The 26,827-nt window shown below is 47.0% G+C and carries 23 protein-coding genes; 18 read left to right on the forward strand and 5 right to left on the reverse strand.

The window, feature by feature from the left end:
• Nucleotides 1–26: 26 nt before the first annotated feature.
• The 5 genes from porL to K7R11_RS14610 form a co-directional block, all read right to left on the reverse strand.
• On the reverse strand, nucleotides 27–680 hold the full coding sequence (gene porL / locus K7R11_RS14590; protein ID WP_224491577.1) for a type IX secretion system motor protein PorL/GldL: 654 nt from the start codon (nucleotides 678–680) through the stop codon (nucleotides 27–29).
• Nucleotides 681–721: 41 nt separating this feature from the next.
• Nucleotides 722–2,077: a T9SS ring complex lipoprotein PorK/GldK gene (gene porK / locus K7R11_RS14595; protein WP_224491578.1), complete on the reverse strand. Its 1,356-nt coding sequence runs from the start codon at nucleotides 2,075–2,077 to the stop codon at nucleotides 722–724.
• A 147-nt stretch (nucleotides 2,078–2,224) separates the two neighbouring features.
• A complete protein-coding gene (locus tag K7R11_RS14600; RefSeq protein ID WP_224491579.1) occupies nucleotides 2,225–3,382 on the reverse strand; it encodes a formimidoylglutamase in 1,158 nt (385 codons plus the stop codon).
• Nucleotides 3,383–3,385: 3 nt separating this feature from the next.
• Nucleotides 3,386–5,869 carry a type I DNA topoisomerase gene (gene topA / locus K7R11_RS14605; RefSeq protein WP_224491580.1) on the reverse strand — a complete coding sequence of 828 codons (2,484 nt, stop codon included), beginning with the start codon at nucleotides 5,867–5,869 and terminating at the stop codon, nucleotides 3,386–3,388.
• A gap of 123 nt (nucleotides 5,870–5,992) precedes the next feature.
• Nucleotides 5,993–6,763, reverse strand: coding sequence for a hypothetical protein (locus tag K7R11_RS14610; protein WP_224491581.1), 771 nt, complete (start codon nucleotides 6,761–6,763; stop codon nucleotides 5,993–5,995).
• A gap of 434 nt (nucleotides 6,764–7,197) precedes the next feature.
• Here K7R11_RS14610 and K7R11_RS14615 point away from each other — a divergent pair, with 434 nt between their 5' ends.
• The 18 genes from K7R11_RS14615 to rodA all read left to right on the forward strand — a co-directional run bounded on the left by K7R11_RS14615 (nucleotide 7,198) and on the right by rodA (nucleotide 26,626).
• Complete coding sequence (locus K7R11_RS14615; protein WP_224491582.1) at nucleotides 7,198–8,442, forward strand: BspA family leucine-rich repeat surface protein; 1,245 nt, start codon at nucleotides 7,198–7,200, stop codon at nucleotides 8,440–8,442.
• A 397-nt stretch (nucleotides 8,443–8,839) separates the two neighbouring features.
• Nucleotides 8,840–10,288, forward strand: a complete 1,449-nt coding sequence (miaB, locus tag K7R11_RS14620) for a tRNA (N6-isopentenyl adenosine(37)-C2)-methylthiotransferase MiaB (RefSeq protein ID WP_224491583.1) — start codon at nucleotides 8,840–8,842, stop codon at nucleotides 10,286–10,288.
• Between the two features lie 26 nt (nucleotides 10,289–10,314).
• A complete protein-coding gene (locus K7R11_RS14625) occupies nucleotides 10,315–11,586 on the forward strand; it encodes a sigma-54 interaction domain-containing protein (protein ID WP_224491584.1) in 1,272 nt (423 codons plus the stop codon).
• Between the two features lie 35 nt (nucleotides 11,587–11,621).
• Nucleotides 11,622–12,113, forward strand: coding sequence for an LPS assembly lipoprotein LptE (gene lptE, locus K7R11_RS14630; protein WP_224491585.1), 492 nt, complete (start codon nucleotides 11,622–11,624; stop codon nucleotides 12,111–12,113).
• Nucleotides 12,114–12,116: 3 nt separating this feature from the next.
• Complete coding sequence (locus tag K7R11_RS14635) at nucleotides 12,117–13,109, forward strand: hypothetical protein (protein ID WP_224491586.1); 993 nt, start codon at nucleotides 12,117–12,119, stop codon at nucleotides 13,107–13,109.
• Nucleotides 13,110–13,115: 6 nt separating this feature from the next.
• Nucleotides 13,116–13,475: a preprotein translocase subunit SecG gene (gene secG, locus K7R11_RS14640; RefSeq protein WP_224491587.1), complete on the forward strand. Its 360-nt coding sequence runs from the start codon at nucleotides 13,116–13,118 to the stop codon at nucleotides 13,473–13,475.
• Nucleotides 13,476–13,621: 146 nt separating this feature from the next.
• Nucleotides 13,622–13,900, forward strand: a complete 279-nt coding sequence (locus tag K7R11_RS14645) for a co-chaperone GroES (RefSeq protein ID WP_224491588.1) — start codon at nucleotides 13,622–13,624, stop codon at nucleotides 13,898–13,900.
• Between the two features lie 64 nt (nucleotides 13,901–13,964).
• Nucleotides 13,965–15,596, forward strand: coding sequence for a chaperonin GroEL (gene groL / locus K7R11_RS14650; protein ID WP_224491589.1), 1,632 nt, complete (start codon nucleotides 13,965–13,967; stop codon nucleotides 15,594–15,596).
• A gap of 103 nt (nucleotides 15,597–15,699) precedes the next feature.
• On the forward strand, nucleotides 15,700–16,671 hold the full coding sequence (locus K7R11_RS14655; protein WP_224491590.1) for a pepsin/retropepsin-like aspartic protease family protein: 972 nt from the start codon (nucleotides 15,700–15,702) through the stop codon (nucleotides 16,669–16,671).
• Complete coding sequence (locus tag K7R11_RS14660) at nucleotides 16,668–17,618, forward strand: glycogen-binding domain-containing protein (protein WP_224491591.1); 951 nt, start codon at nucleotides 16,668–16,670, stop codon at nucleotides 17,616–17,618. The genes K7R11_RS14655 and K7R11_RS14660 overlap by 4 nt, the downstream gene beginning before the upstream one ends.
• Before the next feature lie 193 nt (nucleotides 17,619–17,811).
• Nucleotides 17,812–18,786, forward strand: a complete 975-nt coding sequence (locus tag K7R11_RS14665) for an early set domain-containing protein (RefSeq protein WP_224491592.1) — start codon at nucleotides 17,812–17,814, stop codon at nucleotides 18,784–18,786.
• 75 nt (nucleotides 18,787–18,861) lie between these two features.
• Nucleotides 18,862–19,317 carry a GAF domain-containing protein gene (locus K7R11_RS14670; protein ID WP_224491593.1) on the forward strand — a complete coding sequence of 152 codons (456 nt, stop codon included), beginning with the start codon at nucleotides 18,862–18,864 and terminating at the stop codon, nucleotides 19,315–19,317.
• A 100-nt stretch (nucleotides 19,318–19,417) separates the two neighbouring features.
• Nucleotides 19,418–20,950, forward strand: a complete 1,533-nt coding sequence (purH, locus tag K7R11_RS14675) for a bifunctional phosphoribosylaminoimidazolecarboxamide formyltransferase/IMP cyclohydrolase (RefSeq protein WP_224491594.1) — start codon at nucleotides 19,418–19,420, stop codon at nucleotides 20,948–20,950.
• Between the two features lie 53 nt (nucleotides 20,951–21,003).
• The gene (locus tag K7R11_RS14680) at nucleotides 21,004–22,032 is read left to right on the forward strand and encodes a rod shape-determining protein (protein WP_136334323.1); all 1,029 of its coding nucleotides are present in this window, start codon (nucleotides 21,004–21,006) and stop codon (nucleotides 22,030–22,032) included.
• Between the two features lie 14 nt (nucleotides 22,033–22,046).
• A complete protein-coding gene (mreC, locus tag K7R11_RS14685) occupies nucleotides 22,047–22,874 on the forward strand; it encodes a rod shape-determining protein MreC (RefSeq protein WP_224491595.1) in 828 nt (275 codons plus the stop codon).
• Entirely contained in the window at nucleotides 22,867–23,376 is a 510-nt protein-coding gene (locus K7R11_RS14690; RefSeq protein ID WP_224491596.1) for a rod shape-determining protein MreD, read from the forward strand. The genes mreC and K7R11_RS14690 overlap by 8 nt, the downstream gene beginning before the upstream one ends.
• Nucleotides 23,373–25,358 carry a penicillin-binding protein 2 gene (mrdA, locus tag K7R11_RS14695; RefSeq protein WP_224491597.1) on the forward strand — a complete coding sequence of 662 codons (1,986 nt, stop codon included), beginning with the start codon at nucleotides 23,373–23,375 and terminating at the stop codon, nucleotides 25,356–25,358. The genes K7R11_RS14690 and mrdA overlap by 4 nt, the downstream gene beginning before the upstream one ends.
• Nucleotides 25,355–26,626, forward strand: a complete 1,272-nt coding sequence (gene rodA / locus K7R11_RS14700) for a rod shape-determining protein RodA (RefSeq protein WP_224491598.1) — start codon at nucleotides 25,355–25,357, stop codon at nucleotides 26,624–26,626. Before mrdA ends, rodA begins: the two co-directional genes overlap by 4 nt.
• Nucleotides 26,627–26,827: the final 201 nt, after the last annotated feature.

Below are 26,827 nucleotides of genomic sequence, written 5' to 3' on the forward strand. Positions count from 1 at the left end.
TAAGGTTAATAGTTATAATACACTAATTAGCTCTTGTTCATAGCAGAAAGCATTCCACCATATACGTTGTTCAGTGAAGAAAGGTTATTAGCAAGTGATTGCATCTGATCTTTAAGGGCGTCGGCATTTTGAGCCACCTCTTCCTGGATGTTAGCCTGACGGCTTGCACTCTCCAGCTGTACTTTATACAGACTGTTAAGAGATTCCATCTGAGCAGCTGCAAGCGAAAGCTCTTCACTGTATTTCTTGGTAGAAGTCATAGCCTCTGCAGTAGGAGAAATGCTCTTGGCAGCACCTTCGAAGTTCTTGATGCTTTCTCCAAGGCTGGCCATAAGTTGAGCATCTACCTTGGCCTCTTTCAGCATATCGTCAAGCTTTTTGGAAAGCAGTCCTTCTGCCTCCTTAGCTTCAGCAGCATCATTCTTTCTTACTCCGGTAGACTCACCTCCGGCCAGTTCTGGATATACCAAAGACCAGTCCAGATCATCATCTACAGGTTCGAAAGCAGAAATTGCGAAGATCGCAGCTTCGGTAATAAGTCCGAAAGCAAGAAGTACTCCTCCGTCTACCGGTCCGAATTCCCAGTGAAGGATCTTAAACAAAGCACCGAGGATTACAACCGATGCACCCAGCCCGTAGGCCATGTTAAATAGCTTTTTTTGTGATTTTGATTGTGCCATAGTTACTAATTTTAGTTAAGTTAAGTTATTAATTTGGTGGTTTAGTTCTGGGTAGCTTCGGTACCCATGTAGTCCTGAACAGTCCTGAAGCCAATATAACTTCTGGCAGAGTCCTGGTATTCATAATCTCTGGTACTTACTTGCAGGAAGTAAGCTACATCCTTCCATGAACCACCTCTAATAACTCGACGTTTATTGTCACCATCATAGGTATTTGGGTTCATGGTAGAAACATATTCATAAGAGTTGGGGTCATAAGATGAATTGGTCCACTCCGAAACGTTTCCTGCCATGTTGTACAGGTTGTAATCGTTAGGGTCGTAGGATTTGGCTTCTACGGTGTACAATGCCTGGTCTGCAGCGTAGTCACCACGAAGCGGTTTGAAGTTGGCCATAAAACATCCTCTGTCGTTCAGGATGTAAGGTCCACCCCATGGGTAGGTACCAGACTCGATACCACCTCTGGCGGCGTATTCCCATTCGGCCTCGGTTGGCAGTCTGAACTGATTTACAGGCTGCTTCCCTTTATCTTTCTGAAAGTCATTCTTGTATTTGGTTCTCCACGCACAAAACGCCTTGGCCTGATGCCAGCTTACCCCCACTACTGGGTATTCGCTGTAAGCTTCACTCCAGAAGTAGTCGTTATGCATAGGTTCGTTGTAAGAATAGCTGAAGTCTTTGATCCATACAGTAGTATCGGGATAAACCAGGGTTTCTTCCTTACGGATGAAGTCCTTACGGTTCCCCTGCCCTTTTGCACGGGCAGCTGCCTGGATATCCATCCAGTTGTATGAATATTTTAATTTGGTAACGTCTATAGTTCTGCGTCCGTTGTAAGCCTCGTCCTCAGGAATGTACATGGAATCCATAACCTCTGCATAGTACTGATCCGGATATCTGCTGGTATCCCAGATCAGATCAACATTCTTATTGAGTCTGCGCCCCCTGTAACTTTCCTCATCCATACCACCGTAATTAAACAGCATGTATTTGTCGTATTCAGATAAATTACTGGTATCGGCGTCTTTGAAGGCAAACTCTCCTATCCCTCCGTTTCCGGGAACTTCTCCCAGTTCTTCTGCGAGAATGGCTAGGCGGGTTCGAACGATCGAATCTTTTACCCAATCCACAAACTGGCGATACTCGCTGTTTGTGATCTCGGTCTCGTCCATATAAAAGGAACGAACCGTAACTGTTTTGGTCGGAGCATTGAGAACATTGGCGACATCATCGTCGGATTTCCCCATAATAAAGGACCCTCCGGGCACCAGCGACATTCCATAGGGCTTCTCAGGATGCCAGCTCTTACCACTTACACCAACTAGTTCTCCTCTGTCATTTGACCCACAACTGGCCAATAATAATGTAACAGATGCTAATAGAAATAGCTTTTTCATATGCATAAACGAGGTTAAATTACATTCATAAATTCAGGATGGTAAACCTATCTAATAAATTCCAAAAAAACAATAAACGTATAGTTTTTGTTGTCAAATGCCTACAAAACACAGTGTATAAATATTAAGCTGTTATTTTCTAGCACATTACACCAACATTTTCTTGCAGGCCTTCCACCATCTTTCAGGGACGACCCCTTCACTCGCACGCAGATATTCCTCATGCGTACAGGGTAATAACGTCTGTCTTTGGATATTATTATGCAGGTCTTCATTTTTAGGCACCTCTATCCACCATCTTCCGGAGATATTACTCTTAAAGAAGTGTATATCCATATCCTCAATAGGAACAATATATTTGGTGAAGTTTTCCACCGGTGCAAACGGGTAGTCGTTTTTACGAATATTAACCCCTTCTATAAAATACCAGATAAGCTGGGCTGCAAGCTGAGCCCCCTGGGAGGTAGCCTCACACTCGAAGAGTCCGAAAGCACTAACTTTATCGCTGATCCCGGCATACCTGGCGATAGCACAGATCTCCCTGCCATCAAATCCGTTCGGATTGGCATGAGGTAAAGACCCGAGATCGGCAGCACGTACCGCAGTGAGGTCCACACTCACCAGGTCTGCATCCCGAAATACCGGCTCTACTACCGTAATATCAGCAATAACTTCCCCCAGACGATAGGCATCAAAGAACAACCGCTCCATCAGGTCGATCTCTTCCTGGGCATTATAATAGGTCTGGTAGCCGATATTGGAAAAATTTAACAGGTTGTTTGGCGGATTCACGATGATCTTACTCAGGTACGACCCGGAGGAGATCAACTCATCGGCCTCACCAAAATCGAATTTACTGTCTACAGATACCAGGTTCACCATTTGCTCCATGGTATCATAAGCTCTGTACATGGCATAGGTAAGATCCTGACTACCCCCGAAAACTACAGGTATAATGTTACGCTTAAGCAACCCGGAGGTAATATCGTTCAGGGCAAAATAAGTATCCTCTACAGATGCCCCCGGGTGAAGATCCCCAAGGTCGGCAATGGCATAGCCCCAGTTCCCCATGAACAGCTGATAGAATTGCTTGCGCAATTCCTTAAGTTTCAAATGGTCCTGCCGCTGGACCTTGGCATTCCTGAATTCATCGACCCCGATCAGGGCGATCTTAACGCCTTCAAGCTCGGGAAACCCTTCTTTTTCAGAGTGAATACGAATGCTTCTGCCAATAGCCTGGGGCGGCAACAATTCATTGTGGGCGAGGACCACACTCTCTACAGGAGAGAGAAAGTCGGTGTTCATAGGTTATTTTTTAGCTTTGGTTTTTCCGGTTTTCTTTTTGGCAGGGGCCTTTTTCTCCAGAAGCTCTTTCGCTTCCTCCAGGGTGATCTTTGTGGCATCCACATCCTTGGACAACTCCACCTTGACCTTCCCCTTTATAATATTAGACCGACCCCAGCGGGCTTTTTCGATGCGAATACCTTCGTCATCCCAGCTCTGGATCAGCTTATCGCGCTCCTTTTGGAGCTTATCTTCTATAAGGGCCTCAATATCACTTTGGCTCAGGTTATCAAAGTCGTACTTCTTATTCACGTTGATAAACATACCATCCCATTTGATGAACGGACCAAAGCGGCCTTTTCCGCGGGTCACGTCTTTCCCCTGATACGAAGCGATGGGTGCATCGGCCTGTTTTTTCTGCTTTATCAGCTCTGCAGCCCTTTCCATATCCACAGAAAACACATCCTCCCCCTTATCCAGGGAAATAAAAGTTTTTCCTAAACGAACATAAGGCCCGTAACGCCCCACGTTCACCTCAACTTCCTCTCCTTCAAAAACCCCAAGTTTCCTGGGAAGTTTAAAGAGGTCCAGCGCTTCTTCGAAGGTAATACTGTCTATGGACTGATCGGGCAGCAAACTGGCGAACTTCGGTTTTTCCTCTTCGTCGGCCGTACCGATCTGAACCATGGGACCAAAGCGGCCGAGGCGAACACTGAGCTGCCTTCCGGATTCCGGATCTGTTCCCAGCACGCGTTCTCCACTCTCCCGTTCGGCATTCTCTTCCACATCCTTCACATTGGGATGAAAGTCTTTGTAAAACTCCTTCATCATCTGTGTCCAGTCTTCCTCCCCGGAGGCGATATTATCAAAACTCTCCTCTACCCGGGCAGTAAAGTGGTAATCTAAAATCCCGGAAAAGTGGTTAACAAGAAAATCGTTCACGATGGATCCGATATCGGTTGGTACCAGTTTCCCTTTGTCAGAGCCCACCATTTCAGTAAGCTCCTTTTCACTTACCTCTCCTTTGGAAAGGGTTAGTTCTTTATATGCACGGGCCTCGCCTTCAATGGTACCGCGCTCCACATACCCCCTGTTCTGGATGGTAGAAATGGTTGGCGCATAGGTAGATGGCCGGCCAATACCAAGCTCTTCCAGCTTTTTCACCAGGGAGGCCTCGGTATAGCGATAAGGCGGCCGAGTAAAGCGTTCGGTTGCGGTTATCACACGATCAACAACCTTCTGCCCTTCTTTTAGCGGCGGCAACATACCGCTTTGTTCTTCATCCTCATCATCGGTACCCTCAAGGTACACCTTAAGAAACCCATCAAACTTCAACACCTCTCCATTGGCCAGGAACTGCTCTTTGTGGGTATCGGCCTCTATCCGCACATTGGTGCGCTCCAGCTGTGCATCGCTCATCTGCGAGGCCAGGGTTCGTTTCCATATCAATTCATAGAGCCTGGCCTGGTCGCGTTCTATCTGAACACTGTGCCTGCTCATATCTGTAGGACGTATGGCTTCGTGAGCCTCCTGGGCTCCTTTGCTTTTACTGCTGAAATTTCTCGGCTTGCTGTATTCTTCCCCGTAGTAGCTCTCCACCTCCTTTTGGGCAGCACTGATGGCCTCCGGAGACAGGTTCACACTATCGGTTCTCATATAGGTTATGAGTCCGGCTTCATACAGGCGTTGTGCCATATTCATGGTCTTGGCTACAGAAAAATAAAGCTTACGGGAAGCCTCCTGTTGTAGCGTAGAGGTGGTAAAAGGTGGCGCCGGAGATTTTTTTGCCGGCTTGGTATCCAAAGAGGCAATCTTAAAACCGGCTCCGAGATTTTTCTTCAGAAAGCCTCTGGCCTCTGCCTCGGTGGTAAACGACTTACCCAAACGGGCTTTAAACGACTTCCCGTCTTCGGTGGCGAAAACGGCTGCAACTTTAAAGGATGCCTCCGGATTAAAATCCTTGATCTCTCTTTCCCGCTCTACGATCAAACGCACAGCCACAGACTGCACCCTTCCGGCTGAAAGACCGGTCTTGATCTTTTTCCAGAGCACGGGAGACAACTCATACCCCACCAAACGATCCAGCACACGTCGCGCCTGCTGCGCATTCACGAGATTGTAATCGATGGTTCTGGGATTCTCTATAGCCCTTTGAATGGCATTTTTAGTGATCGAGTTAAAAACAATTCGCCGGGTCTTGTCCTTATCCAGCTTCAGCTCTTCGGCCAGGTGCCAGGCAATTGCCTCTCCCTCCCGGTCCTCATCACTGGCGAGCCAGACCAATTCCGCCTTTTTAGCCAGATCCTTTAATTTTTTGACCACCGATTTCTTGTCGCTGGACACTACGTATTTTGGTTTAAAATCCTTCTCCACATTTACGCCCAACTCCCTTGCAGGAAGATCTGCAATATGGCCAAAACTAGATTCCACCCGATAATCCTTACCCAGAAATTTTTCGATGGTCTTCGCTTTGGCTGGCGACTCCACTATAACCAAATTCTTTGCCATAAGCTCTTTTTTGTTACGTATACAAAAGTATACAGATTTTTTTATTTCCCCCGATGAGCCCTGAGATACGGCCGCTTCCAGCAAGGGCATAACACCCTTCAGCCTCCGCTTTTATCCTCCGGGCTATTCCTGTATTACTTCAGGCACCCCATCAGCATACCCCTCTTCGGTGGTGTCCTTATATATATGATAAATAGTCATATAAACAAAAGCAGCGGTAAACAACAACCCGATACCACATGCCAGTACGCCTACGAATTGTGCCAGAAGCGATGAGAGTATAATGAGGACAAAGCTAACAAACCAAGTCTTATTTCCTAATTTAAATGCAGCCCTGACCACTTCAATTGCTCTGAGTTCAGGATTAAAAGCGAAGATAACCCCGAAAAAATAAATAGGCACCGAGACATAGATCACGGGTAAAACACAAAGCGCTGTAGCCAGAAGTGCGATCCCGATAGCATATAATGCCAGCACAAAGGTTTTTCCGATATACCTGCCTTTTAAGAACATAAACAGCACCCCCGGCTTCACCTCCTCACCCCTTTCCAGGATCTCAAAAGAGCGGTAGAGACCTGCCTGCAGGGCCATCACAATGGCCTGAGCCAGCAGGATCACAATAAAGAACAACAGAAAAAACGGCAACAAAGGCAACCAGGCCATCTCCCCGAATTGCTCAAAAGGGTCCATCCCCTGGGATTCGGAAACAGCCACCCCCACCATGGGGATATACATGATAAAGATCGCCGGCAATACCAACACGACACTAAGGATCACGTATAAAAACCCCTGTAACCAGGCCTTTTTAAAAAGTTCGAAAGCATTCCCCAGGACGTCTCCCAGATCAGGCACCTTTCCCGATGCGATTTTCTCAATGAGTTGATTGTAAGTCATTTTTGGTTGGTTTAGTTGGTATAAATGTAGAAATAATTTGGAAGGGAGGAAGAAAAAGTGATTGGGGATGTGGGGATGTGGGGATGTAGGGAAGTGGGGAGACGGGGAGACGGGCAGGCGGGGAAGCCGGTAAAAGATGTCTTTGCGAGCCTACTATCCCTAACGGCAGCAAATCCTGCCCGCATCCAGTCAGGCCTGGAGAACCACGGCCCGAAGCGGTAATCTCTTTTAGCATAGCAGGCAGCATAAAATGACAGCTTCTCCCTCCATCACCAAAAACGCATTTCACGCTGAAATCCAGCTATGCCTAACGGACTAACCTTGAATCCCTTAGATTCCTTTCCCGAAAATTAAGAACTTAAACCTCCAAAAAAGAGAGACTTCTTTTACCTGAATGCTCTACTTTTAGCCCCCAAATATTCAACCTATACCTAATGAAATTCCAACTACTTCCCGCAATTTTCCTTTTTTTGGGGCTTACCGCCTGCAAGAAGGAAGAGATCCCGAACTACACCCTGAATGTCAACAGCACCGAAGGCGGAGTAGCCACCCCAATTGAAAAAGTTTTTAAGGACGGACAAACGGCCACCATCAGCGCAACAGCAGATGAAAACTACGAATTTACCGGATGGACCGGCGACATAACCGGAACCAGCAATCCATTGAGCTTTAAAATGGACGGTGATAAATCGGTAACCGCTCATTTTGCTAAACCGGACACCGATGGAGACGGGGTAACCGACGACAAGGATACCTGCCCGAATACACCTGAGGGTGAACCCACCGACGAAAACGGATGTGCCCCGTCTCAGAAAGACACAGATGAGGATGGCATCACAGACGATCTTGACCAGTGTAATGATACTGCCCCCGGAAAGGAAGTTGATGAAAACGGATGTGACCTGCCTCTTATTTACCTGGACGCTAACGGGATTACGATCAAAGCAAGAGCATGGGCAAAGCCGGGAGATACAGGAATTATAAACAACATCACATATAAAGTGTTGGATGAAGCCTCCTTAAGACAATTAATACAGAACGGCGAGGATGTTTCCAGGGCAGTTACAACACTGGTAACCGATATGAGCGAACTATTTATGAACCAAACTGATTTTAACCAGGACATCAGCAGCTGGGACGTAAGTAATGTAACAAGCATGAAGTGGAGCTTTTGGGAAGCTTCTTCCTTTAACCGTGACATAAGCAAATGGGATGTTAGCAAGGTTACTGATATGAACCAAATGTTCCGCTTTGCCTCAAGTTTTAACCAACCCCTGAATTCCTGGAATGTTAGCCAGGTCACCGAAATTTTCGGCATGTTTGGAGATGCAATTTCTTTTAATCAGGACCTCAATTCCTGGAATCTAGGCAATATCACTGACATTTCCTTTATGTTTTACGGTGCAACTTCGTTTAATAAGGACATCAGCAATTGGGATGTCAGCAATATTACCCGGATGAGAGCAGTTTTCTGGGAGGCATCCTCCTTTAATCAGGATCTAAGCTCCTGGGACGTGGGCAAGGTAACTGACATGTACGCCATGTTCCATTCTGCTTCCGCCTTTAACCAATCCTTGGACAACTGGAATGTTAGCAATGTCATCGAATGTTCAGCCTTTGCATTCGATACTACCAACTGGACCCTGCCCAAGCCCACTTTCACCAACTGTACCCCATAACAGCATCAGACCAATAACTTCTTTAATCACCCCGGGCAACCGGGGTTTTTTATTTGAATTAGTTTAAATACCATCGGATTTTTACAGGCAATCCATCGCAATAATTATTAGCCCGGCATTATACCCCCCTCCCCTCATGCATATAGACCCTGCCGGAAGCAGGGAGATGGGGAGGCGGGGAGGTAGGGAGGGAGGGAGGGCCACGGCCCGAAGCGGCAACCTGCTTTAACATAGCAGGCAGTTTTTAATGATAGATTCTCCTTACCCTTATAACCCCACCTCCCTATATCCCCACATCCCTACACCCCCTACCACTTCATCACTTAATAATTCCTGCCAATTTGTCACTACTTCAGAATTAATTTTATCTTTGCACTCTAATTGAACTTAAGGGGTTATGGAGAAGATCATAGATGAAAACAAGCAAGGGGATTCCCTGGTGCTTGATCAGAAAAAAGACAACCAGAGAAAGTTATATATAGAAAGCTATGGCTGTCAGATGAATTTTTCTGACAGTGAGATCGTGGCATCCATCCTGGCGAAGGAGGGGTTTAATACCACCCAGCAAATGGAAGAGGCCGATCTCGTTTTGGTAAACACCTGCTCTATACGCGAAAAGGCCGAGCAAACGGTGCGAAAGCGCCTCGAGCATTTTAACGCCGTAAAAAGGATCAATCCAAAGATGAAGGTCGGGGTGCTGGGCTGTATGGCCGAACGCCTAAAAAGCAAATTCCTCGAAGAAGAGAAGATCGTTGATATGGTTGTAGGACCAGATGCCTACAAGGACCTGCCCAACCTGGTGGCCGAGATCGACGAGGGACGGGATGCTGTTAACGTGATTCTCTCCAAGGAAGAAACCTATGGGGATGTGGCCCCGGTACGACTGAACAGCAATGGGGTAAGTGCCTTTGTTTCCATTACCCGTGGCTGCGATAACATGTGTACCTTCTGCGTGGTTCCCTTTACCCGCGGGCGCGAACGCAGCAGGGACCCCCAAAGCATCATCGAAGAGATCGGCGATCTTTGGAACCGAGGTTTCAAGGAGGTGACCCTGCTGGGGCAAAACGTAGACAGCTACCTCTGGTACGGAGGCGGACTCAAAAAGGATTTTGAAAAAGCCAGCGAAATGCAAAAAGCTACTGCTGTAAACTTTGCAGGTCTGCTTGACATGGCCGCAACCGCCTTTCCGAAAATGCGATTTCGCTTCTCCACCTCCAATCCCCAGGACATGACCCTGGACGTGATCGAGGCTATGGCGAAGCATAAAAACATCTGTAAATACATCCACCTGCCGGTGCAAAGCGGAAGCAACCGCATTCTTAAGGCCATGAACAGGCTACACACCAGGGAAGAGTATTTCGAACTTATTGACAACATCAGAAGGATCCTTCCGGAATGTGCGATCTCCCAGGACATGATCGCCGGTTTCCCTACTGAAACCGAGGAAGATCACCAGGATACCTTGTCGCTGATGGAATACGTAAAGTATGATTTCGGATTTATGTTCGCCTATTCCGAGCGCCCGGGAACCCTGGCCGCCCGGAAACTGGAAGACGACGTACCGGAAGACATCAAGAAGCGCCGACTTACAGAGATCATCAATATGCAGCAAAAACACAGCCTTTACCGCACCCAACAACACCTGGGCAAGGTCGAGGAAGTGCTTATTGAGGGTCCCTCCAAAAAATCGGATGCACACTGGATGGGGAGAAACACCCAGAACACCGTAGTGGTATTTCCTAAGGAACACTACAAGGTAGGCGAATTTGTCAATGTAAAAATTAACGACTGCACCTCGGCCACCCTTCTGGGAGAGGCGGTAGGATACAGTGAGAACAACGCATAATAACCTCAGTTTTTAACGCTAATACCATGGAATCTGTACAGGCTATCAAACAACGATTTGGCATTATCGGTAATGATATTAAACTCAACCGTGCCATAGAAAAAGCCATACAGGTAGCCCCTACCGATATTTCGGTGCTTGTAACGGGGGAAAGCGGAGTCGGAAAAGAATCGATCCCAAAGATCATCCACGCCCTCTCTCACCGCAAACACGGCAAGTTCATCGCCGTAAACTGCGGAGCCATCCCTGAAGGCACCATCGACTCGGAACTTTTCGGACACGAAAAGGGCTCATTTACCGGAGCCACCCAAACCCGAAGCGGATATTTCGAAGAGGCCGACGGCGGCACCATCTTCCTGGATGAGGTCGGGGAACTTCCCCTTACCACCCAGGTTCGTCTGCTAAGGGTGCTGGAAAACGGGGAATTCCTGAAAGTGGGATCTTCCAAGGTGCAGAAAACGAATGTACGCATTGTTGCGGCCACGAACATCGATATGTTCGAAGCCATCAAAAAAGAGAAGTTCCGGGAAGACCTTTATTACCGCTTAAGTACGGTGGAGATCCACCTGCCGCCGCTTCGCGACAGGAAAGACGACATCCACCTTCTCTTCCGGAAATTTGCGGCCGATTTTGCACAGAAATACAAAATGCCCACCATACGTCTCGAAGACGATGCTGTACACATACTGAACAACTATCGATGGCCGGGCAACATCAGGCAACTTCGCAACGTGGCCGAACAGATCTCTGTGCTCGAACAAAACCGGAGCATCAGCATCTCCACCCTTTCGGGCTACCTGCCCAATTCCGGAACCAACCTTCCGGCCGTGGTTAGAAAAGAGAAAAAGGAAAGTGATTTCAGCAGTGAACGGGAGATCCTCTACAAGATCCTCTTCGATATGAAAAGCGACCTGAACGACCTGAAAAAACTTACCATGGAGCTGATGAAGGAGGGGAACAAGGAAAAAGTACAACGCGACAACGAGAACCTCATTAAAAAGATCTACGGAAACGAAGAAGTGGTTGATTACCCCGAGGAGGAGTCCAGCGCCTTAGCTATCCTGGAACTGGACGAACCCAAAAGTGCGCCTGCAGCTCCACAGCCATCCGTTTTGAGCGACAAATACCACTTCGCGGAAGAGATCGAAGAAGAAGAAACGCTCTCCCTCCAGGACAAGGAACTCGAACTGATCAAAAAGGCCCTGGAGCGCAATAAAGGAAAGCGAAAGGCCGCCGCCAACGAGCTCGGCATTTCAGAGCGCACCCTCTACCGAAAAATCAAACAATACGATTTATAATTTTTTTCGTTCATTTGAACTTATCCATGACCCTGATGAAAAGATTTTTTTGTTTATTTATTCTAAGTGCACTGCTCAGTGGTTGCGGCCCTTACTCTTTTACGGGAGTAAACACCACCGCCGAAACCTACCAGGTAAACTTTTTCCAGAACAATGCTCCCATTGTAGAGCCCGGACTGGATATTTTGTTTACCCGTACCCTGCAGGACCTGATCCTGAATCAGACCAACCTGCAACTGGTAAACTCAGGCGGAGACCTTATATATGAAGGAGAGATCACAGAATACAGGGTTTCCCCCATGTCTGCGACGGCCGATCAGCGCGCGGCACAAAACCGGCTGACCATTGGCGTAAGGGTGCGGTTCACCAATACCGACAATGAAGAGGAGAATTTTGAACGCAGCTTCTCCTTTTTCTACGATTACCCGGCCAATACGCAGCTCACAGCCATCAGGGGCACCGCTCACGAAGAGATCTTTGAGCGGATCACCCAGGATATTTTTAATGCCTCACTGGCCAACTGGTAACCTATGAACGTATCAAGCTTTTCATTCTTACTGCATAAACCCGAGAAGATCGCCTCCGGGCATACCTCTGAATTGGAAAAGATTATAGAGGAGTTCCCCTATTTTCAGCCTGCCAGGGCATTGCAGCTCAAAGGACTTAAACAGGAAAAAAGCTTTAAATACAATGACACCCTGAAGGTTGTGGCGGCTCATACCAGAGACCGGTCCATTCTTTTCGAGTTCATCACCTCTAAAGAATTCACCCAAAACAGGGTAGCCAATAAGATCATGGAGCTGGCCAGCGGCATGGAGGTCTCCGAGCTCGAGGTGGAAGACCAGGAAGAAGTTATTGTAAAGGACAACAAGACCACCTTTGATTTCAACAAGGTGGATGCAGAATCGGTGATGGATCCCGAGTTGTTTCAACCCAAAACCCCGGGTAAAAGTCCCTCATCGGCATCCCCGGAAATGCAGGAAACCGTTAAAAAACAAGAGAAAGGCAGCATAACAGCAGCTCCTGAAGCACCCCTCAACCTGGGCGCGCCCCTGGAATTTGACCGGTCAGAAACCCACTCGTTCACCGAATGGCTCAAACTGTCTGACAGGTTAAAACCCATAGACCGGGAAACAACGAAAACAACAGCCCCCATACCGGATACCGAGAGTGCGAATTCCGAAAGTGAGGAAGCAGCCCCTGCAGCTGAGGAAAAGACAGCTTCGAAGGAAGAATCGGCAGGACTGGGCAACAAGCTAAGCCTTATCGACAGGTTCCTGGAGAACAACCCAAAGATCCCCCCGGTGAGTAAGGATGCTCCTGCCATGAACCTGGTTACCGATTACGAAGCCCCGAGTCACGCCTTAATGACCGAAACCCTGGCACGGGTTTACCTGGAACAAAAGAAGTACAAAAAGGCCATACAGGCTTATAAAATTTTAAGTTTGAAATATCCGGAAAAAAGTGGTTTATTTGCAGACCAAATCAAAGCAATAAAGAAATTAAAAGACGGAAATAAATAGAGAGATATGAGTACTTTTTCAATTTTCATGCTGCTCATTATTATAGTAGCATTCCTGTTGGTGTTGGTGATCATGGTTCAAAATCCTAAAGGAGGCGGACTTTCTTCCTCTTTCGGAGGTGGTGGAAACCAGGTTGTAGGTGGAGTTAAAAAAACAGGAGACTTCCTCGACAAAAGTACCTGGACCCTGGCTACTGTATTGGTAGTGCTGATCCTCCTCTCAAACATCACCCTTGTTTCAAACAATGGAATGAGTGACGATTCAAAACTTCTTGAAGATTCACAGATCGAGACTACAGTTCCTGAAACGGTTCCGGCCGAAACACCTGCCACAACTTCAGGTGAAGATTCTACCGGAGCAGAGTAAGGTCAGAAGATATTTCATTTGAAATGCCAGCTTGTCAGAAAGCTGGCATTTTTTTTTGCATTTTGTCAGGAGCTGCCGGTTGGCATAATTTCTGCCTGATAGCAGGGTGTGATTTTCAAAAGAATTCATTAACTAAAATAAAGCATATGTCTAAAGTAAACATTCAACCACTAGCAGACAGGGTTCTGGTAGCGCCTATGGAAGCAGAGACCAAAACTGCTTCAGGTATTATTATTCCTGACACCGCCAAGGAAAAACCACAAAAAGGCACTGTTGTGGCCGTTGGTCCGGGAACAAAAGATGAAAAGATGACTGTGAAAGTTGGAGATACCGTGCTTTACGGAAAATATTCAGGTACCGAACTTAAGCTGGAAGGTGCCGATTACCTGATGATGCGCGAGAGCGATATACTCGCCATCGTATAACAGGTACTACAACCGATCATTAAAACAAAGTTTCACTGAAACACTAAAAACAAAATTCACAAAAATGGCTAAAGACATAAAATTTGATATCGAAGCTCGCGACGGCCTCAAAAGAGGTGTAGACGCACTGGCTAACGCGGTAAAAGTTACTCTTGGACCAAAGGGTAGAAACGTTATTATCAATAAATCGTTCGGAGCTCCTCATGTAACCAAAGACGGGGTTTCGGTTGCCAAGGAAATCGAACTGGAAGACGCCCTTGAGAACATGGGTGCTCAAATGGTGAAGGAAGTAGCCTCCAAAACCAACGACCTGGCCGGTGACGGTACTACTACAGCAACCGTTCTGGCGCAGTCCATAGTTAAGGAAGGACTCAAGAACGTTGCAGCAGGAGCCAATCCTATGGACCTGAAAAGAGGTATTGACAAGGCTGTTGAGGCTATTGTTGCCGACCTGAATAAGCAAGCCGCCGAAGTTGGTGACTCCTCTGAGAAGATCAAGCAAGTTGCTGCGATCTCTGCCAACAACGACGAAACCATCGGAGACCTTATCGCCAAGGCATTCGAAAAAGTTGGAAAAGAAGGGGTTATTACCGTAGAGGAAGCAAAAGGAACAGACACCTATGTGGATGTGGTTGAAGGAATGCAGTTCGACCGTGGATACCTGTCTCCCTACTTCGTTACGGATTCAGAAAAAATGATCACTTCCTTCGATAACCCATACATTCTGTTGTTTGACAAGAAGATCTCTAACCTTCAGGAAATCCTGCCGGTACTGGAGCCTGTAGCCCAATCAGGAAGACCTCTTCTTATCATTGCTGAAGATGTTGACGGTCAGGCCCTGGCTACCCTGGTAGTGAACAAACTGCGCGGCGGACTTAAGATCGCAGCAGTAAAAGCTCCAGGATTTGGAGACAGAAGAAAGGCCATGCTGGAAGACATCGCCATCCTTACAGGAGGAACCGTAATTTCTGAGGAAAGAGGATTTTCCCTGGAAAATGCTTCCCTGGATATGCTGGGAACCGCAGAGACGGTAACCATAGACAAGGACAACACTACTATCGTAAACGGTAGCGGTGCTGCAGAGAACATCCAGAACCGCGTAAACCAGATCAAGGCACAGATCGAAGCTACCACCTCTGACTACGACAGGGAAAAGCTTCAGGAGCGACTTGCAAAACTGGCCGGTGGAGTTGCTGTACTTTACGTAGGAGCTGCTTCGGAAGTAGAAATGAAGGAGAAAAAAGACCGCGTTGATGATGCCCTGCACGCTACAAGAGCTGCCGTGGAAGAAGGAATCGTTGCCGGTGGAGGTGTTGCTCTGCTTCGCGCCAAGAGCGCCCTTGACAAGGTAACCCCTGAGAACGACGATGAGGCTACCGGAATGCAGATCGTTGCCAGAGCTATCGAAGCACCCCTGAGAACCATCGTAGAGAACTCCGGTAAGGAAGGTTCTGTGGTAGTTGCCAAGGTATACGAAGGCAAGGATGATTTTGGTTACAACGCCAAAACAGACGAATACGTACACATGCTCAAGGCGGGAATTATTGACCCGACTAAGGTAACGCGAATTGCACTGGAAAATGCCGCTTCCGTTTCAGGAATGATCCTGACTACCGAGTGCTCGCTGGTTGACATCAAGGAAGACCAGCCTGCAATGCCACCAATGGGTGGAGGCGGAATGCCCGGAATGATGTAATTCCAAGAACATATACACCCTAATCGAAAAAGAGCCGCATAATGCGGCTCTTTTTAATTTGTAACGTCTTCAGAGGTTGCTCGTCTTTCTAAAAAGGGAATTCTTGAAACACCTCTTCACATATATCATCTTTACGCTGGCTGTATTCAGACTCCCTGCCACGACTGTGGAAAACCAACCCGCCACGATCGGCTTCCCAAATGCGGAAGTACTTTCTGAAAATACGGTCCGAATCCCCTTTGACCTGGCAGATCACCTGATTCTTCTTAAAGCAACCATAAACGGACAATACGGCAACCTCATCCTGGATACCGGAGCGAAAAATCTCGTCCTGAATAAAGTTCATTTCCGAACCAGTAAACCCCATGTGGACGTAACCACAGGATATGGCGTAAACGGAGTACTCGAGAATATCCCTGCCCACAGGGTTTTGGATTTCGCCTTCGATACCTTCCGGCTACCCGGTCATCTCGCCGACATCGTAGACCTTTCCCATATTGAAACAGAGAAAAAACAAAAAATTATCGGGATCATAGGGAAGGAGGTTATCTGTGAATTTGAGGTATATATAGATTTCTTCCTCAGGCAGGTTACCCTGTTCAAACTGAATCCTGACGGAGACCGGATCGACAACCACTTCTTCCTGGACACCCCTGCAGACAGCATCCCTTTCTCCCTTGAGGGACACAGCATCGTTCTGCATACCAGGATTAACAATACCCCCTTACGAATGGTCCTGGACACAGCTTCAGAGATCAACTTCCTTGATTCTGGTATTCCGGAAAAAGCCCTGGAGAACTTCAGGATCATCAAGAGAATTCATTTTAAGGGCATTGCAAATAAAAAGACAGAGGCCTTTGCCGGAAAACTATACGGCCTCCGACTGGAAAAAGATCTCCCTGTTGGCATCATGAGAACCATCCTTGCTAACCTGGACGGCATGTCAAAGGCCTTTGGCACTTCTATAGACGGTGTCCTGGGTTATGAATTTATAGGCATGCGCCGATTCCTGATCAACTACAAAAAGAAAGCAGTTATATTTGTTAAACTACCTTACACCGGGAAAACGCCATGAGAATCGTCTGTTTTATTATATGGTTCACTATAGCAGGAATCTTCGCAGGACACTCCCAGCAGGAAGGATACCGGATCGAGGGGGAACGCGTGATATTCACTTTTGACATCAGGGACTACAATATTCTCACCCGGGACAGTACCGGAGAAAAATTGAATGCAGGTGAAATACGCATTGATAACGTGTCCCTTTCGGGTGAATTCAACGACTGGATAATGGATGACTGGGAATTGAAACAGGTCTCCCCCTATGAATATGAATTGACAAAGGATCTGAAAGATTTTGATTCCCGGGTCAAATGGGAATTCAAGTACGTTGTAAATCATTCATTCTGGGCAGAGCCCGACACTTCCTTCCGGAATATCACCGAATCCCGAAAGGGGAATTTCTGGCTGGATGTATACAATCTTGATTTCTACCCCCTCACCCATAATGAGCACGGAAATACTACCTTCTACCTTTCAGGACACGAAAAGGCTAAAGCAGTGATCCTTACCGGCAGCTTTAACAAATGGAATGAAGAGGCCCTTAAAATGAATAGAACGGATTCTGGATGGAAGATCACTCTGGACCTGCCCCCCGGAGACCACTCCTATAAGTTCATTGCAGACGGGGAATGGCTCCACGATCCTGCGAACCCGAATAAGACTCATAACGAATTCGGAGGGTACAACTCGGTGGTCCGGGTAACTACCCCCATCACTTTTGAACTTACATCATACCCCAGCGCCGGAGAAGTAGTTCTGGCAGGCACCTTCAACAACTGGGCAACGCATGACCTCCTGATGAAACGGGTAGATGATACATGGAAAATTACCGTAAACCTTTCGGGCGGGAAGCACCATTATAAATTTATTGTAGACGGAAAATGGATCACAGACCCCAGGAACCAGGTCCTGGAATACGACCAGTTTGTTCACCTTAACTCCGTGATCATGGTCAAATAACGCTTGTCAACTGGCTATTAGTAAATTACAACTAAGTTTATAAAAGATTTCTTTTCGATATCACCTTAAATTGGTAATTTCACTAACTATTCCTACACAGCCCTCATCGTCTCCAGAAAAAACCGCTACTGCTACCCCCCTAAACCATTGCTAATACCTCATGTAATGTTTGGATGTTCAATCCCATTGGTACATGAGCGAAAACAGCTATAGTATTCCTAAAACCTGGTGGTTGATAAGCCTCGTGCTAATTATCACCCCCCTGACTGCTTCTGCCCAAAAACTGGGGCACTACCTCAAGGGAGACCAGGTAATTTTCGTATTCTCCCCCCAGGATTATGAGACCTTTACCCGGCTTAAGAACGGAAGAACCAAAGATCCGGCACGGGTAAAAGTAAAACGGGTATGCATCTCAGGAAATTTCAATAACTGGGATAAAGACGGAGTTCCCATGGACCCGCTCGGAGACGGGGTATTTGTGCTATCCCAACCCCTTAGTATTTTTAAGGATGAACTCACCTGGGATTTCAAATACCTGGTCAATGGCAAATACTGGGCAGAACCCGACGCATCTTTTCGCGATAACGTGGTGGCCGGCACCTTTCCCAACGGAGACACCAGCTACTTCCTGCAACTCAACACCTTCCGGCCGGACATTATGGGCAACACCCTTTTCCGACTCCCGGGACATACCGATGCCAGGGAAGTGATTCTTACCGGCACCTTTAACAGCTGGAACAATCACACCCTGCCCATGGAAAAGACCGCTACAGGATGGAGACTCGCTCTGGACCTGGAACCCGGCTTCTATCAATACAAATTCATTGTGGATGGGGTGATGATCGAGGACCCCCTGAACGACGACCTGGTGCGCCACGATCAACTGGGACCGGTTTCGGTAATTAAAGTCACCAAGGAAGTGCGCTTTTTCCTGAACACCCACCTAAGTGCGCAAAATGTCGCTGTTGCAGGAACCTTCAACAACTGGCAACCCGACCTCGACCTTATGGAAAAAACCGAAGACGGCTGGGAGATCAAGCTCGAACTCCCGGAGGGCAAACATTATTACAGGTTTGTGGTAGACGACGCATGGATAACCGACCCGACAAATCCGGTTCAGGAATACGACGACGAAGGCCATGTGAATTCGGTGATCATCGTAAACTGAATCTAAAGAAATACCCCTATGACGTAAGGTATTATAAGAGATATAGACTACCTTCGCGAAAGTTAATTATAAGCTATGGAACTAGACCTTTTAAAACCTCAGATTGATCAGATCATTGCCGACACAGAACGCACTCCTGACCAGAAAATGGAAGCCATTTGTGAGCTTTTGCAAACTTCTGTTGCGCATTATGACTGGGTGGGCTTTTACTTTAAAAACGGCGATAAGAACGAACTTAAATTGCGTGCCTTCGCCGGAGAACCCACAGACCATACCATTATCCCATTTGGCAAGGGCATTTGCGGACAGGTAGCCGTTTCCAATGAGAATTTCGTGGTTCCCGATGTCGCGGCCCAGGACAATTATATCGCCTGCAGTATCAATGTAAAGGCAGAGGTGGTAATTCCCTTATTTGTGAACGGAGAAAATATCGGACAGATCGATATTGACTCTCACACCCCGGACCCTTTTACAGAAGCTGACGAACGCTTTTTGGAGTATATCAACAAAAAAGTGGCTACCCTCCTGTAAATCTATTTTATTCCGTTAAAAAAGAAATATTTTATCCGGGTGCCTTACGGGTATTCTGGACAAAAGATATATTTTTGCAGCTTTAAACAACACAGTAAAAATGAGCGAATTAAAAAGGGCTAAATCAGCCTTGATTTCCGTATTCAGTAAAGAAGGATTAGAACCTATTGTTAAAAAACTTGACGCACTGGGAGTAACCATCTATTCTACCGGTGGTACCGAAACCTTTATTCGCGACCTGGGCGTTGATGTGATCGCTGTAGAGGACGTAACCAGCTACCCCTCTATCTTAGGCGGCAGGGTAAAAACCCTCCACCCAAAGGTATTCGGCGGTATCCTGAACAGACAGGACAACCCCGGAGACGTCACTGAAATGCAACAATATGAAATCCCGCAACTGGATATCGTTATCGTTGACCTTTACCCTTTTGAAAAAACCGTTGCCAGTGGTGCAGCAGAGCAGGACATCATTGAAAAAATTGATATCGGTGGAATTTCCCTGATCCGGGCAGCCGCCAAGAACTTCAAGGATGTATGGTGCGTTTCATCCATGGACCAGTACGCCGAAGTACTGGAGATCCTAAATGAAGGAGACGGAGCCACTACCCTGAAAGATCGCAAGCGCTTTGCGGCAAAAGCTTTTAATGTTTCTTCGCATTACGACACTGCCATTTTTAATTATTTTAACCAGGATGGTAAGGAGACCGTCTTTAAGGTAAGTGAGCAACAGGGACAGGAACTTCGCTATGGAGAAAACCCCCATCAAAAAGGGTATTTCTATGGCGACCTGGAAGAAATGTTTGATAAACTGCATGGAAAAGAGCTCTCCTACAACAACCTCCTGGATGTGGATGCCGCAGTAAACCTGATTGGAGAATTCCGCAATGACGATCCGACTTTCGCCATTTTAAAACACAATAATGCCTGTGGTATTGCCACCCGACCAACGGTAAAAGAAGCTTACCTGGACGCCCTTGCCGGAGACCCTGTATCTGCCTTTGGAGGCATCCTCATATCCAATACCGACATCGACGAAGCTACCGCAGAAGAAATACACAAGCTTTTCTGTGAAGTGGTTATTGCTCCCGCATATACAGAGAAGGCTCTGGAAATCCTTAAAGGGAAAAAGAACAGGATCATTCTTGTTCAAAAAGAAACCACCCTTCCGCAGCAAACAGTAAGAACCTGTCTTAACGGTGTATTGGTTCAGGACAAAGATCTGAAGACCGACACCCTGGAAGACCTGGACTATGTGACCGGGAACAAGCCCAATGCAGCAGAGCTGGAAGACCTCCTATTTGCTTCCAAGATCTGTAAGCACACGAAATCCAATACCATTGTACTGGCCAAGAACAAACAGCTCTGTGCCAGTGGTACAGGACAAACCAGCCGGGTGGATGCGCTAAGACAAGCTATTGAAAAAGCAGAATCGTTCAAATTTGACCTTAACGGAGCCGCTATGGCCAGTGATGCTTTCTTCCCTTTCCCCGATTGCGTGGAGATCGCAGATAAGGCCGGAATTACTACAGTGATCCAACCCGGAGGTTCCATTAAGGACCAATTAAGTGTGGATTACTGCAATGAAAATAATATGGCCATGGTATTTACCGGAACCCGTCATTTTAAACATTAATTTATTACATTTGGAAGATTAGATTTTATCCAAATTAATACCAAATTTTACCCATGGGATTTTTTGACTTCCTGACCGAAGAAATTGCTATAGATCTGGGTACTGCCAATACCCTGATCATCCACAACGATAAAGTGGTGGTAGACAGCCCTTCCATTGTTGCCCGGGACCGTATTTCCGGAAAAATTATTGCCGTAGGAAAAGAGGCGAACATGATGCAGGGGAAAACCCATGAGAACATCAAGACCATCCGTCCACTCAAAGACGGAGTGATCGCAGACTTTGATGCCTCCGAAAAGATGATCAACATGTTCATCAAAGGCATTCCTGCTCTGAAGAAGAAATTCCTTCAACCCACCCTCAGAATGGTTATCTGCATCCCTTCAGGGATCACAGAGGTAGAGATGAGAGCGGTTAAGGAATCGGCAGAACGCGTAAACGGAAAAGAAGTCTACCTGATTCATGAACCTATGGCAGCTGCTATTGGTATCGGTCTGGACATCATGCAGCCCAAAGGAAATATGATCGTAGATATAGGTGGGGGAACCACCGAGATCGCGGTGATCGCCCTGGGGGGTATTGTTTGTGATAAATCAGTGAAGATCGCAGGAGATGTTTTCACCAATGATATCATCTACTACATGCGTACCCAGCACAACCTTTACGTTGGGGAAACCACTGCCGAGAATATCAAGATCGCTATTGGAGCGGCAACAGAAGACCTGGAGGTTCCGCCGGAGGAAATGAGCGTACAGGGACGTGACCTGCTTACCGGAAAACCGAAACAGGTACAGATCTCCTACCGGGAGATCGCTAAGGCCCTTGACAAATCCATCCTGCGAATTGAAGATGCCGTTATGGAAACCCTGTCTCAAACCCCACCGGAACTGGCTGCCGATATCTACAACACAGGTATCTATCTCGCTGGTGGAGGTTCTATGCTCAGAGGATTGGATAAACGTATCTCCCAAAAGACCGATCTCCCCGTTTATATCGCTGAAGACCCGTTAAGGGCTGTGGTAAGAGGAACCGGGATCGCTCTTAAGAACCTTGAAAAATACAAACCCATACTTATCAAATAGGAGAAGGCTGAAACATGCAACAGATCATCAATTTCTTAATAAGGAACAAAACCTTTATTACATACTTGGTGCTTCTGTCTGTTGCCTTGGGACTCACTTTTAATGCCCATTCCTATCACAATACCAAATTTGTAAACTCGGCCAATTGGATCACCGGCGGAGTATACAACCTTTCAGACGGGGTCTCAGATTATTTCCACTTGCGGGAATACAACCAGCAACTGGTAGAAGAGAATCTGAGACTCCGCTCTCTGTTGGTGAATCAACCTGAAATAATTACCTCCGGAGACTCCCTCTTCCCTGCAGACAGCCTGTTGCGAAACTACAGGATCTATCCGGCCACTGTGGTCAAAAACTCCTACTCCAAGGAACGCAACTACCTGCTCATAGACCAGGGGAAGGATAACAATATAGGGCAGGATATGGGTGTAATAAGCAGTCATGGCCTGGTAGGTATTGTCGAGAACACCTCTTCCGGATACGCCACGGTGCAGTCCGTTTTAAACACCCTTTCAGAGATCAATGCCAGCGTAAAACACACGAATAACTTCGGCTCCCTGCAGTGGGATGGAAAGACCCTTAACGTGGTTCAACTCGTCGATATTCTTCGGGCGGCCCCTATTAAAGCCGGAGACACCATTATTACCGGGGGAATGTCCAGTATTTTCCCTAAAGGGATCCCTATCGGAAAGATCAGGGATTTTGAACTGGATGTTTCTGAGAACTACTATATCATCAATGTGGAGCTTTTTAATGACATGGCCACCCTTGACCATGTTTATGTCATAGAAAACCTCGACCGGGAAGAGATCCTGGAACTGGAAAAACAAACTGATGAATAACAGCGGCCTCACAAATACCATCTTATTTATCTTTCTGGTACTGATTCAGGTTACCCTGTTCAATCATATCAACTTCCTGGGATACATCAACCCATACATATACATTTTATTCCTGGTGTATTACCCTTATGACAGGGAAAACACCATCCCGTTTATCTTTTTATCTTTTTTACTGGGGCTGAGCATTGACATTTTCAGTGACAGCGGAGGGGTACATGCTGCGGCAACCCTGACGGCAGCTTTCCTGAGACCGGTGATGATGCGCTGGGCTTTCGGAGTAAGCTATGACTACCAGACCATCAAAATAAGCAAGACCACTTACGGTCAGCGAATTAACTATCTGTCGCTATTAATTTTAACACATCATTTAGTGCTTTTCAGCCTCGAGATATTTAGTTTTGCCCACTTGGTCATTATTGTGAAAAAAACTATTTTCTCAGCAATTTTCACGCTTGTTTTGAGTTTGATCTTCATATCGCTGTTCAGTAAAAAGAAAACATGAAGAAACTACTGCTATCATCCATTATCCTGATTACCGCCATTATTTTTTTGGGGCGGCTTTCGTATTTACAACTTCTTGACAGCAGTAATCAGAATCCACTGGAAGATACTGCCATCAAGGCTGAATACGACTACCCGGAACGGGGCCATATCTATGACCGCCACGGAGAATTGCTGGTGGCCAACCAGCCCTCTTATGACGTCATGGTGATTCCCAGGGATGTAAAACCACTCGATACCCTGGAGTTCTGCAATTTACTGCGAATTACAGAGGAAGACTTTAAAAGGAAATTCAAAAAGGCCCATACGTATTCCCCACGACTCCCTTCGGTATTTGTCCCTCAACTTTCCAAGAAAGAGTATGCCAGGTTGCAGGAAAAAATGAGAAAATACGAAGGCTTCTACATTCAGAAGCGTTCCCTGCGCCATTACCAGACCGACGTAGGTGCAAATTTCCTGGGCTATATCAGTGAGGTTAACGAGCGTGATCTGCAGAGAAACCCTTACTATCAGTCCGGGGAGCTCATAGGCCGCCAGGGGGTGGAACAGCAATACGAGGAAGTCCTCAGAGGCCAGAAAGGGGTGAAATTTATCCAGAAAGACCGGTTTAACAGGGTGATAGGCCCGTATAAGGAAGGTATTTTCGACACCCTTCCGGTTCAGGGCAAAGACATCTACCTCACCATAGACCAGGACCTGCAGGAATACGGGGAAAGGCTCATGCAAAACAAAAGAGGCGGTATTGTTGCTTTGGAGCCGGATTCGGGAGAGATCCTGGCCCTGATCTCTGCACCCACCTACGACCCCGCCCTGCTGGTAGGAAGGGAAAGGTCTGAAAATTACACACGCCTGTACTACGATTCCATTGCGAAACCCCTATACGACCGCGGCCTCATTGCACAATACCCGCCCGGATCTCCTTTTAAAACTCTGAACGCCCTTATCGGACTTCAGGAAGGAGTTATAGACGAGAATACCACATTTACCTGCTATCACGGCTACCGCTATGGCCGGAATTCCTTTATGGGGTGTCACTGTAACAGCGGGGCGCGAAACAACCTGAACAGGGGGATCTACGAATCCTGTAATGCCTATTTCGCAAATGTATACCGGAGGATCATTGAAAAATATCCGGACGCAGAAGAAGGTATGGCAAAATGGGAAAATCATGTTCGCAGTTTCGGGCTCGGAAGCTACCTCGGTTACGACCTCCCTAACGGGAAACCCGGAAAAGTACCTTCTCCGGAACTATACGACAGGTATTATGGGGAAAACCGGTGGTTTGCCACCAACACCCTGTCGAATGCGATTGGACAGGGAGAAGTGCTTACTACGCCAATACAGCTGGCCAATCTAACCGCTATTATTGCCAACAGGGGGTACTACTATACGCCTCATATTATCAAGAATATAGAGAATGACACCATAGATCAGTCCAAATACAAGACAAAACATTATACCACCATCGACGCCGAACACTATGAACCGGTGATCGAAGGGATGAACGATGTGTACAACAAGGGTACGGCCAAGTGGATCAAAATTCCAGGCATTGAGATCGCAGGAAAAACCGGAACGGCCGAGAACTTCACAAAGATCGACAGTGTAAGGGTGCAGCTTACCGACCACTCTATTTTTGTAGCCTTCGCTCCTGTAGACAACCCAAAGATCGCCATGGCGGTATTTGTGGAGAACGGGTACTGGGGAAGTCGGTGGGCAGGAAGAATTGCAGGGTTGATGATCGAAAAATACCTTAAGGGGGAAGTGGAAAGCGAACGCATGGAACAATTTGTACTCGAAGGCAGCCTTGAGGAAGAATACGAGAAACCTCTTAGCGGAAAGCCTTTCAGTATTAATGACGGCTCTAAAATGATGTATCCTCCCGGATATGGCCCTTATAAACCCAAAACGGGTACAGCATCAAAATCAATAGTACCCAAAACGACAGAACCCAAGTCAACAGAACCTAAATCTACGGAATGAGCAGAAAATTAGACTGGATAAGCATTATCATATACCTCATTCTGGTGGCTATGGGATGGATCAACATCTATTCTGCCACCTATAGCGGAGACGGTGGCTCCATCTTCGATCTCGATACCCTGTACGGGAAGCAGATGCTTTTTATCGGGGTAAGCCTTGCGCTCGCAGTAATTCTGGTATCTATCGAAGCTAAGTTCTACGAGCGATTTGCAGGAGTGATCTACCTGATGTCTATTCTTTCCCTGCTCGGGCTATTCGTGTTCGGAAAGAACGTTAACGGGGCTACCTCCTGGTATGCCATTGGAGGCATGACCCTGCAGCCTTCCGAGTTCGCAAAGGCTGCCACAGCACTAGCCCTGGCCAAATACCTGAGTGACATACAAACCAATATTACCGACACAAAAGACCTGCTAAAGGCTATCGGGATCATGATCCTTCCGGCCCTGCTCATCATTCCCCAGCCCGATCCCGGGAGCGCACTGGTTTATGCCTCACTGTTCTTTGTCCTGCACCGGGAAGGTGTTTCCCCCCTCTACCTTTATCTTGGGTTCTTCGGGGTGGTTCTATTCGCATTAACGCTTATCTATGGGCCTGTATGGATCATACTCGGGATGAGCACACTGCTTGGATTCTTGTATTATTTCATGAACCGAAAGAAAAAAAGACTTAAACTCATCACCCTTGTCACCATCGTTGTGGTTACCGGACTCATGTCATTTTCGGTCGATTTTATTTTCGAAAACATCTTTGAACAGCGCCACCGCGACCGATTCAGTCTGTGGCTCCGCCTGGAAGACGACCCGACCAAACTCGAAGAGATCAGAAAGACCATAGGCTACAATACCTATCAAAGTGAAGCGGCGATCGGTTCCGGCGGACTCCATGGGAAAGGCTTCCTGGAAGGCACCCGAACCAAGGGCGACTTCGTACCCGAACAGCATACGGACTATATTTTCAGTACTGTCGGGGAAGAATGGGGTTTCATAGGTTCGGCGGCAGTGGTCATGTTATTTTCCCTGCTTATCCTCCGACTCATTTACCTGGCTGAACGTCAAAAAACATCCTTCAGCCGAATGTATGGCTATGGGGTGGCCTCCATACTTTTCTTCCATTTTGCCATCAATATCGGCATGGTAATCGGATTGCTGCCTACTATTGGGATCCCACTTCCGTTCTTTAGTTACGGGGGTTCCGGATTGCTCGGCTTCACCCTGTTGCTGTTCATCTTCCTCAAACTGGACGCTAACAGGATCAACGAATGGCTGTGATCTGCTTTTAAGAAGTACACACACTTCTACCTAAGATTAACTTACCAGCCCTCCTGATCAATTCAGAAGTTGATCTAAAGACCTACATCACACAGCCAAGTATCCGCAGACAAAAAGAAATATGATGCTTTTGCATCCTTTAACAACTGCCAAAAAAGAAATAGAGCTACAACTGCACCATCACGCATTTATCACCCTGTG

The sequence above is a fragment of the Robertkochia flava genome (assembly GCF_020166515.1).
In the GTDB taxonomy this organism is placed as follows: Bacteria; Bacteroidota; Bacteroidia; order Flavobacteriales; family Flavobacteriaceae; genus Robertkochia; species Robertkochia flava.

Coding starts and splice junctions, on each gene's coding strand:
- porL (WP_224491577.1), bottom strand. CDS start 680: ATGGCACAATCAAAATCACAAAAAAAGCTATTTAACATGGCCTACGGG.
- porK (WP_224491578.1), bottom strand. CDS start 2,077: ATGAAAAAGCTATTTCTATTAGCATCTGTTACATTATTATTGGCCAGT.
- K7R11_RS14600 (WP_224491579.1), bottom strand. CDS start 3,382: ATGAACACCGACTTTCTCTCTCCTGTAGAGAGTGTGGTCCTCGCCCAC.
- topA (WP_224491580.1), bottom strand. CDS start 5,869: ATGGCAAAGAATTTGGTTATAGTGGAGTCGCCAGCCAAAGCGAAGACC.
- K7R11_RS14610 (WP_224491581.1), bottom strand. CDS start 6,763: ATGACTTACAATCAACTCATTGAGAAAATCGCATCGGGAAAGGTGCCT.
- K7R11_RS14615 (WP_224491582.1), top strand. CDS start 7,198: ATGAAATTCCAACTACTTCCCGCAATTTTCCTTTTTTTGGGGCTTACC.
- miaB (WP_224491583.1), top strand. CDS start 8,840: ATGGAGAAGATCATAGATGAAAACAAGCAAGGGGATTCCCTGGTGCTT.
- K7R11_RS14625 (WP_224491584.1), top strand. CDS start 10,315: ATGGAATCTGTACAGGCTATCAAACAACGATTTGGCATTATCGGTAAT.
- lptE (WP_224491585.1), top strand. CDS start 11,622: ATGAAAAGATTTTTTTGTTTATTTATTCTAAGTGCACTGCTCAGTGGT.
- K7R11_RS14635 (WP_224491586.1), top strand. CDS start 12,117: ATGAACGTATCAAGCTTTTCATTCTTACTGCATAAACCCGAGAAGATC.
- secG (WP_224491587.1), top strand. CDS start 13,116: ATGAGTACTTTTTCAATTTTCATGCTGCTCATTATTATAGTAGCATTC.
- K7R11_RS14645 (WP_224491588.1), top strand. CDS start 13,622: ATGTCTAAAGTAAACATTCAACCACTAGCAGACAGGGTTCTGGTAGCG.
- groL (WP_224491589.1), top strand. CDS start 13,965: ATGGCTAAAGACATAAAATTTGATATCGAAGCTCGCGACGGCCTCAAA.
- K7R11_RS14660 (WP_224491591.1), top strand. CDS start 16,668: ATGAGAATCGTCTGTTTTATTATATGGTTCACTATAGCAGGAATCTTC.
- K7R11_RS14665 (WP_224491592.1), top strand. CDS start 17,812: ATGAGCGAAAACAGCTATAGTATTCCTAAAACCTGGTGGTTGATAAGC.
- K7R11_RS14670 (WP_224491593.1), top strand. CDS start 18,862: ATGGAACTAGACCTTTTAAAACCTCAGATTGATCAGATCATTGCCGAC.
- purH (WP_224491594.1), top strand. CDS start 19,418: ATGAGCGAATTAAAAAGGGCTAAATCAGCCTTGATTTCCGTATTCAGT.
- K7R11_RS14680 (WP_136334323.1), top strand. CDS start 21,004: ATGGGATTTTTTGACTTCCTGACCGAAGAAATTGCTATAGATCTGGGT.
- mreC (WP_224491595.1), top strand. CDS start 22,047: ATGCAACAGATCATCAATTTCTTAATAAGGAACAAAACCTTTATTACA.
- K7R11_RS14690 (WP_224491596.1), top strand. CDS start 22,867: ATGAATAACAGCGGCCTCACAAATACCATCTTATTTATCTTTCTGGTA.
- mrdA (WP_224491597.1), top strand. CDS start 23,373: ATGAAGAAACTACTGCTATCATCCATTATCCTGATTACCGCCATTATT.
- rodA (WP_224491598.1), top strand. CDS start 25,355: ATGAGCAGAAAATTAGACTGGATAAGCATTATCATATACCTCATTCTG.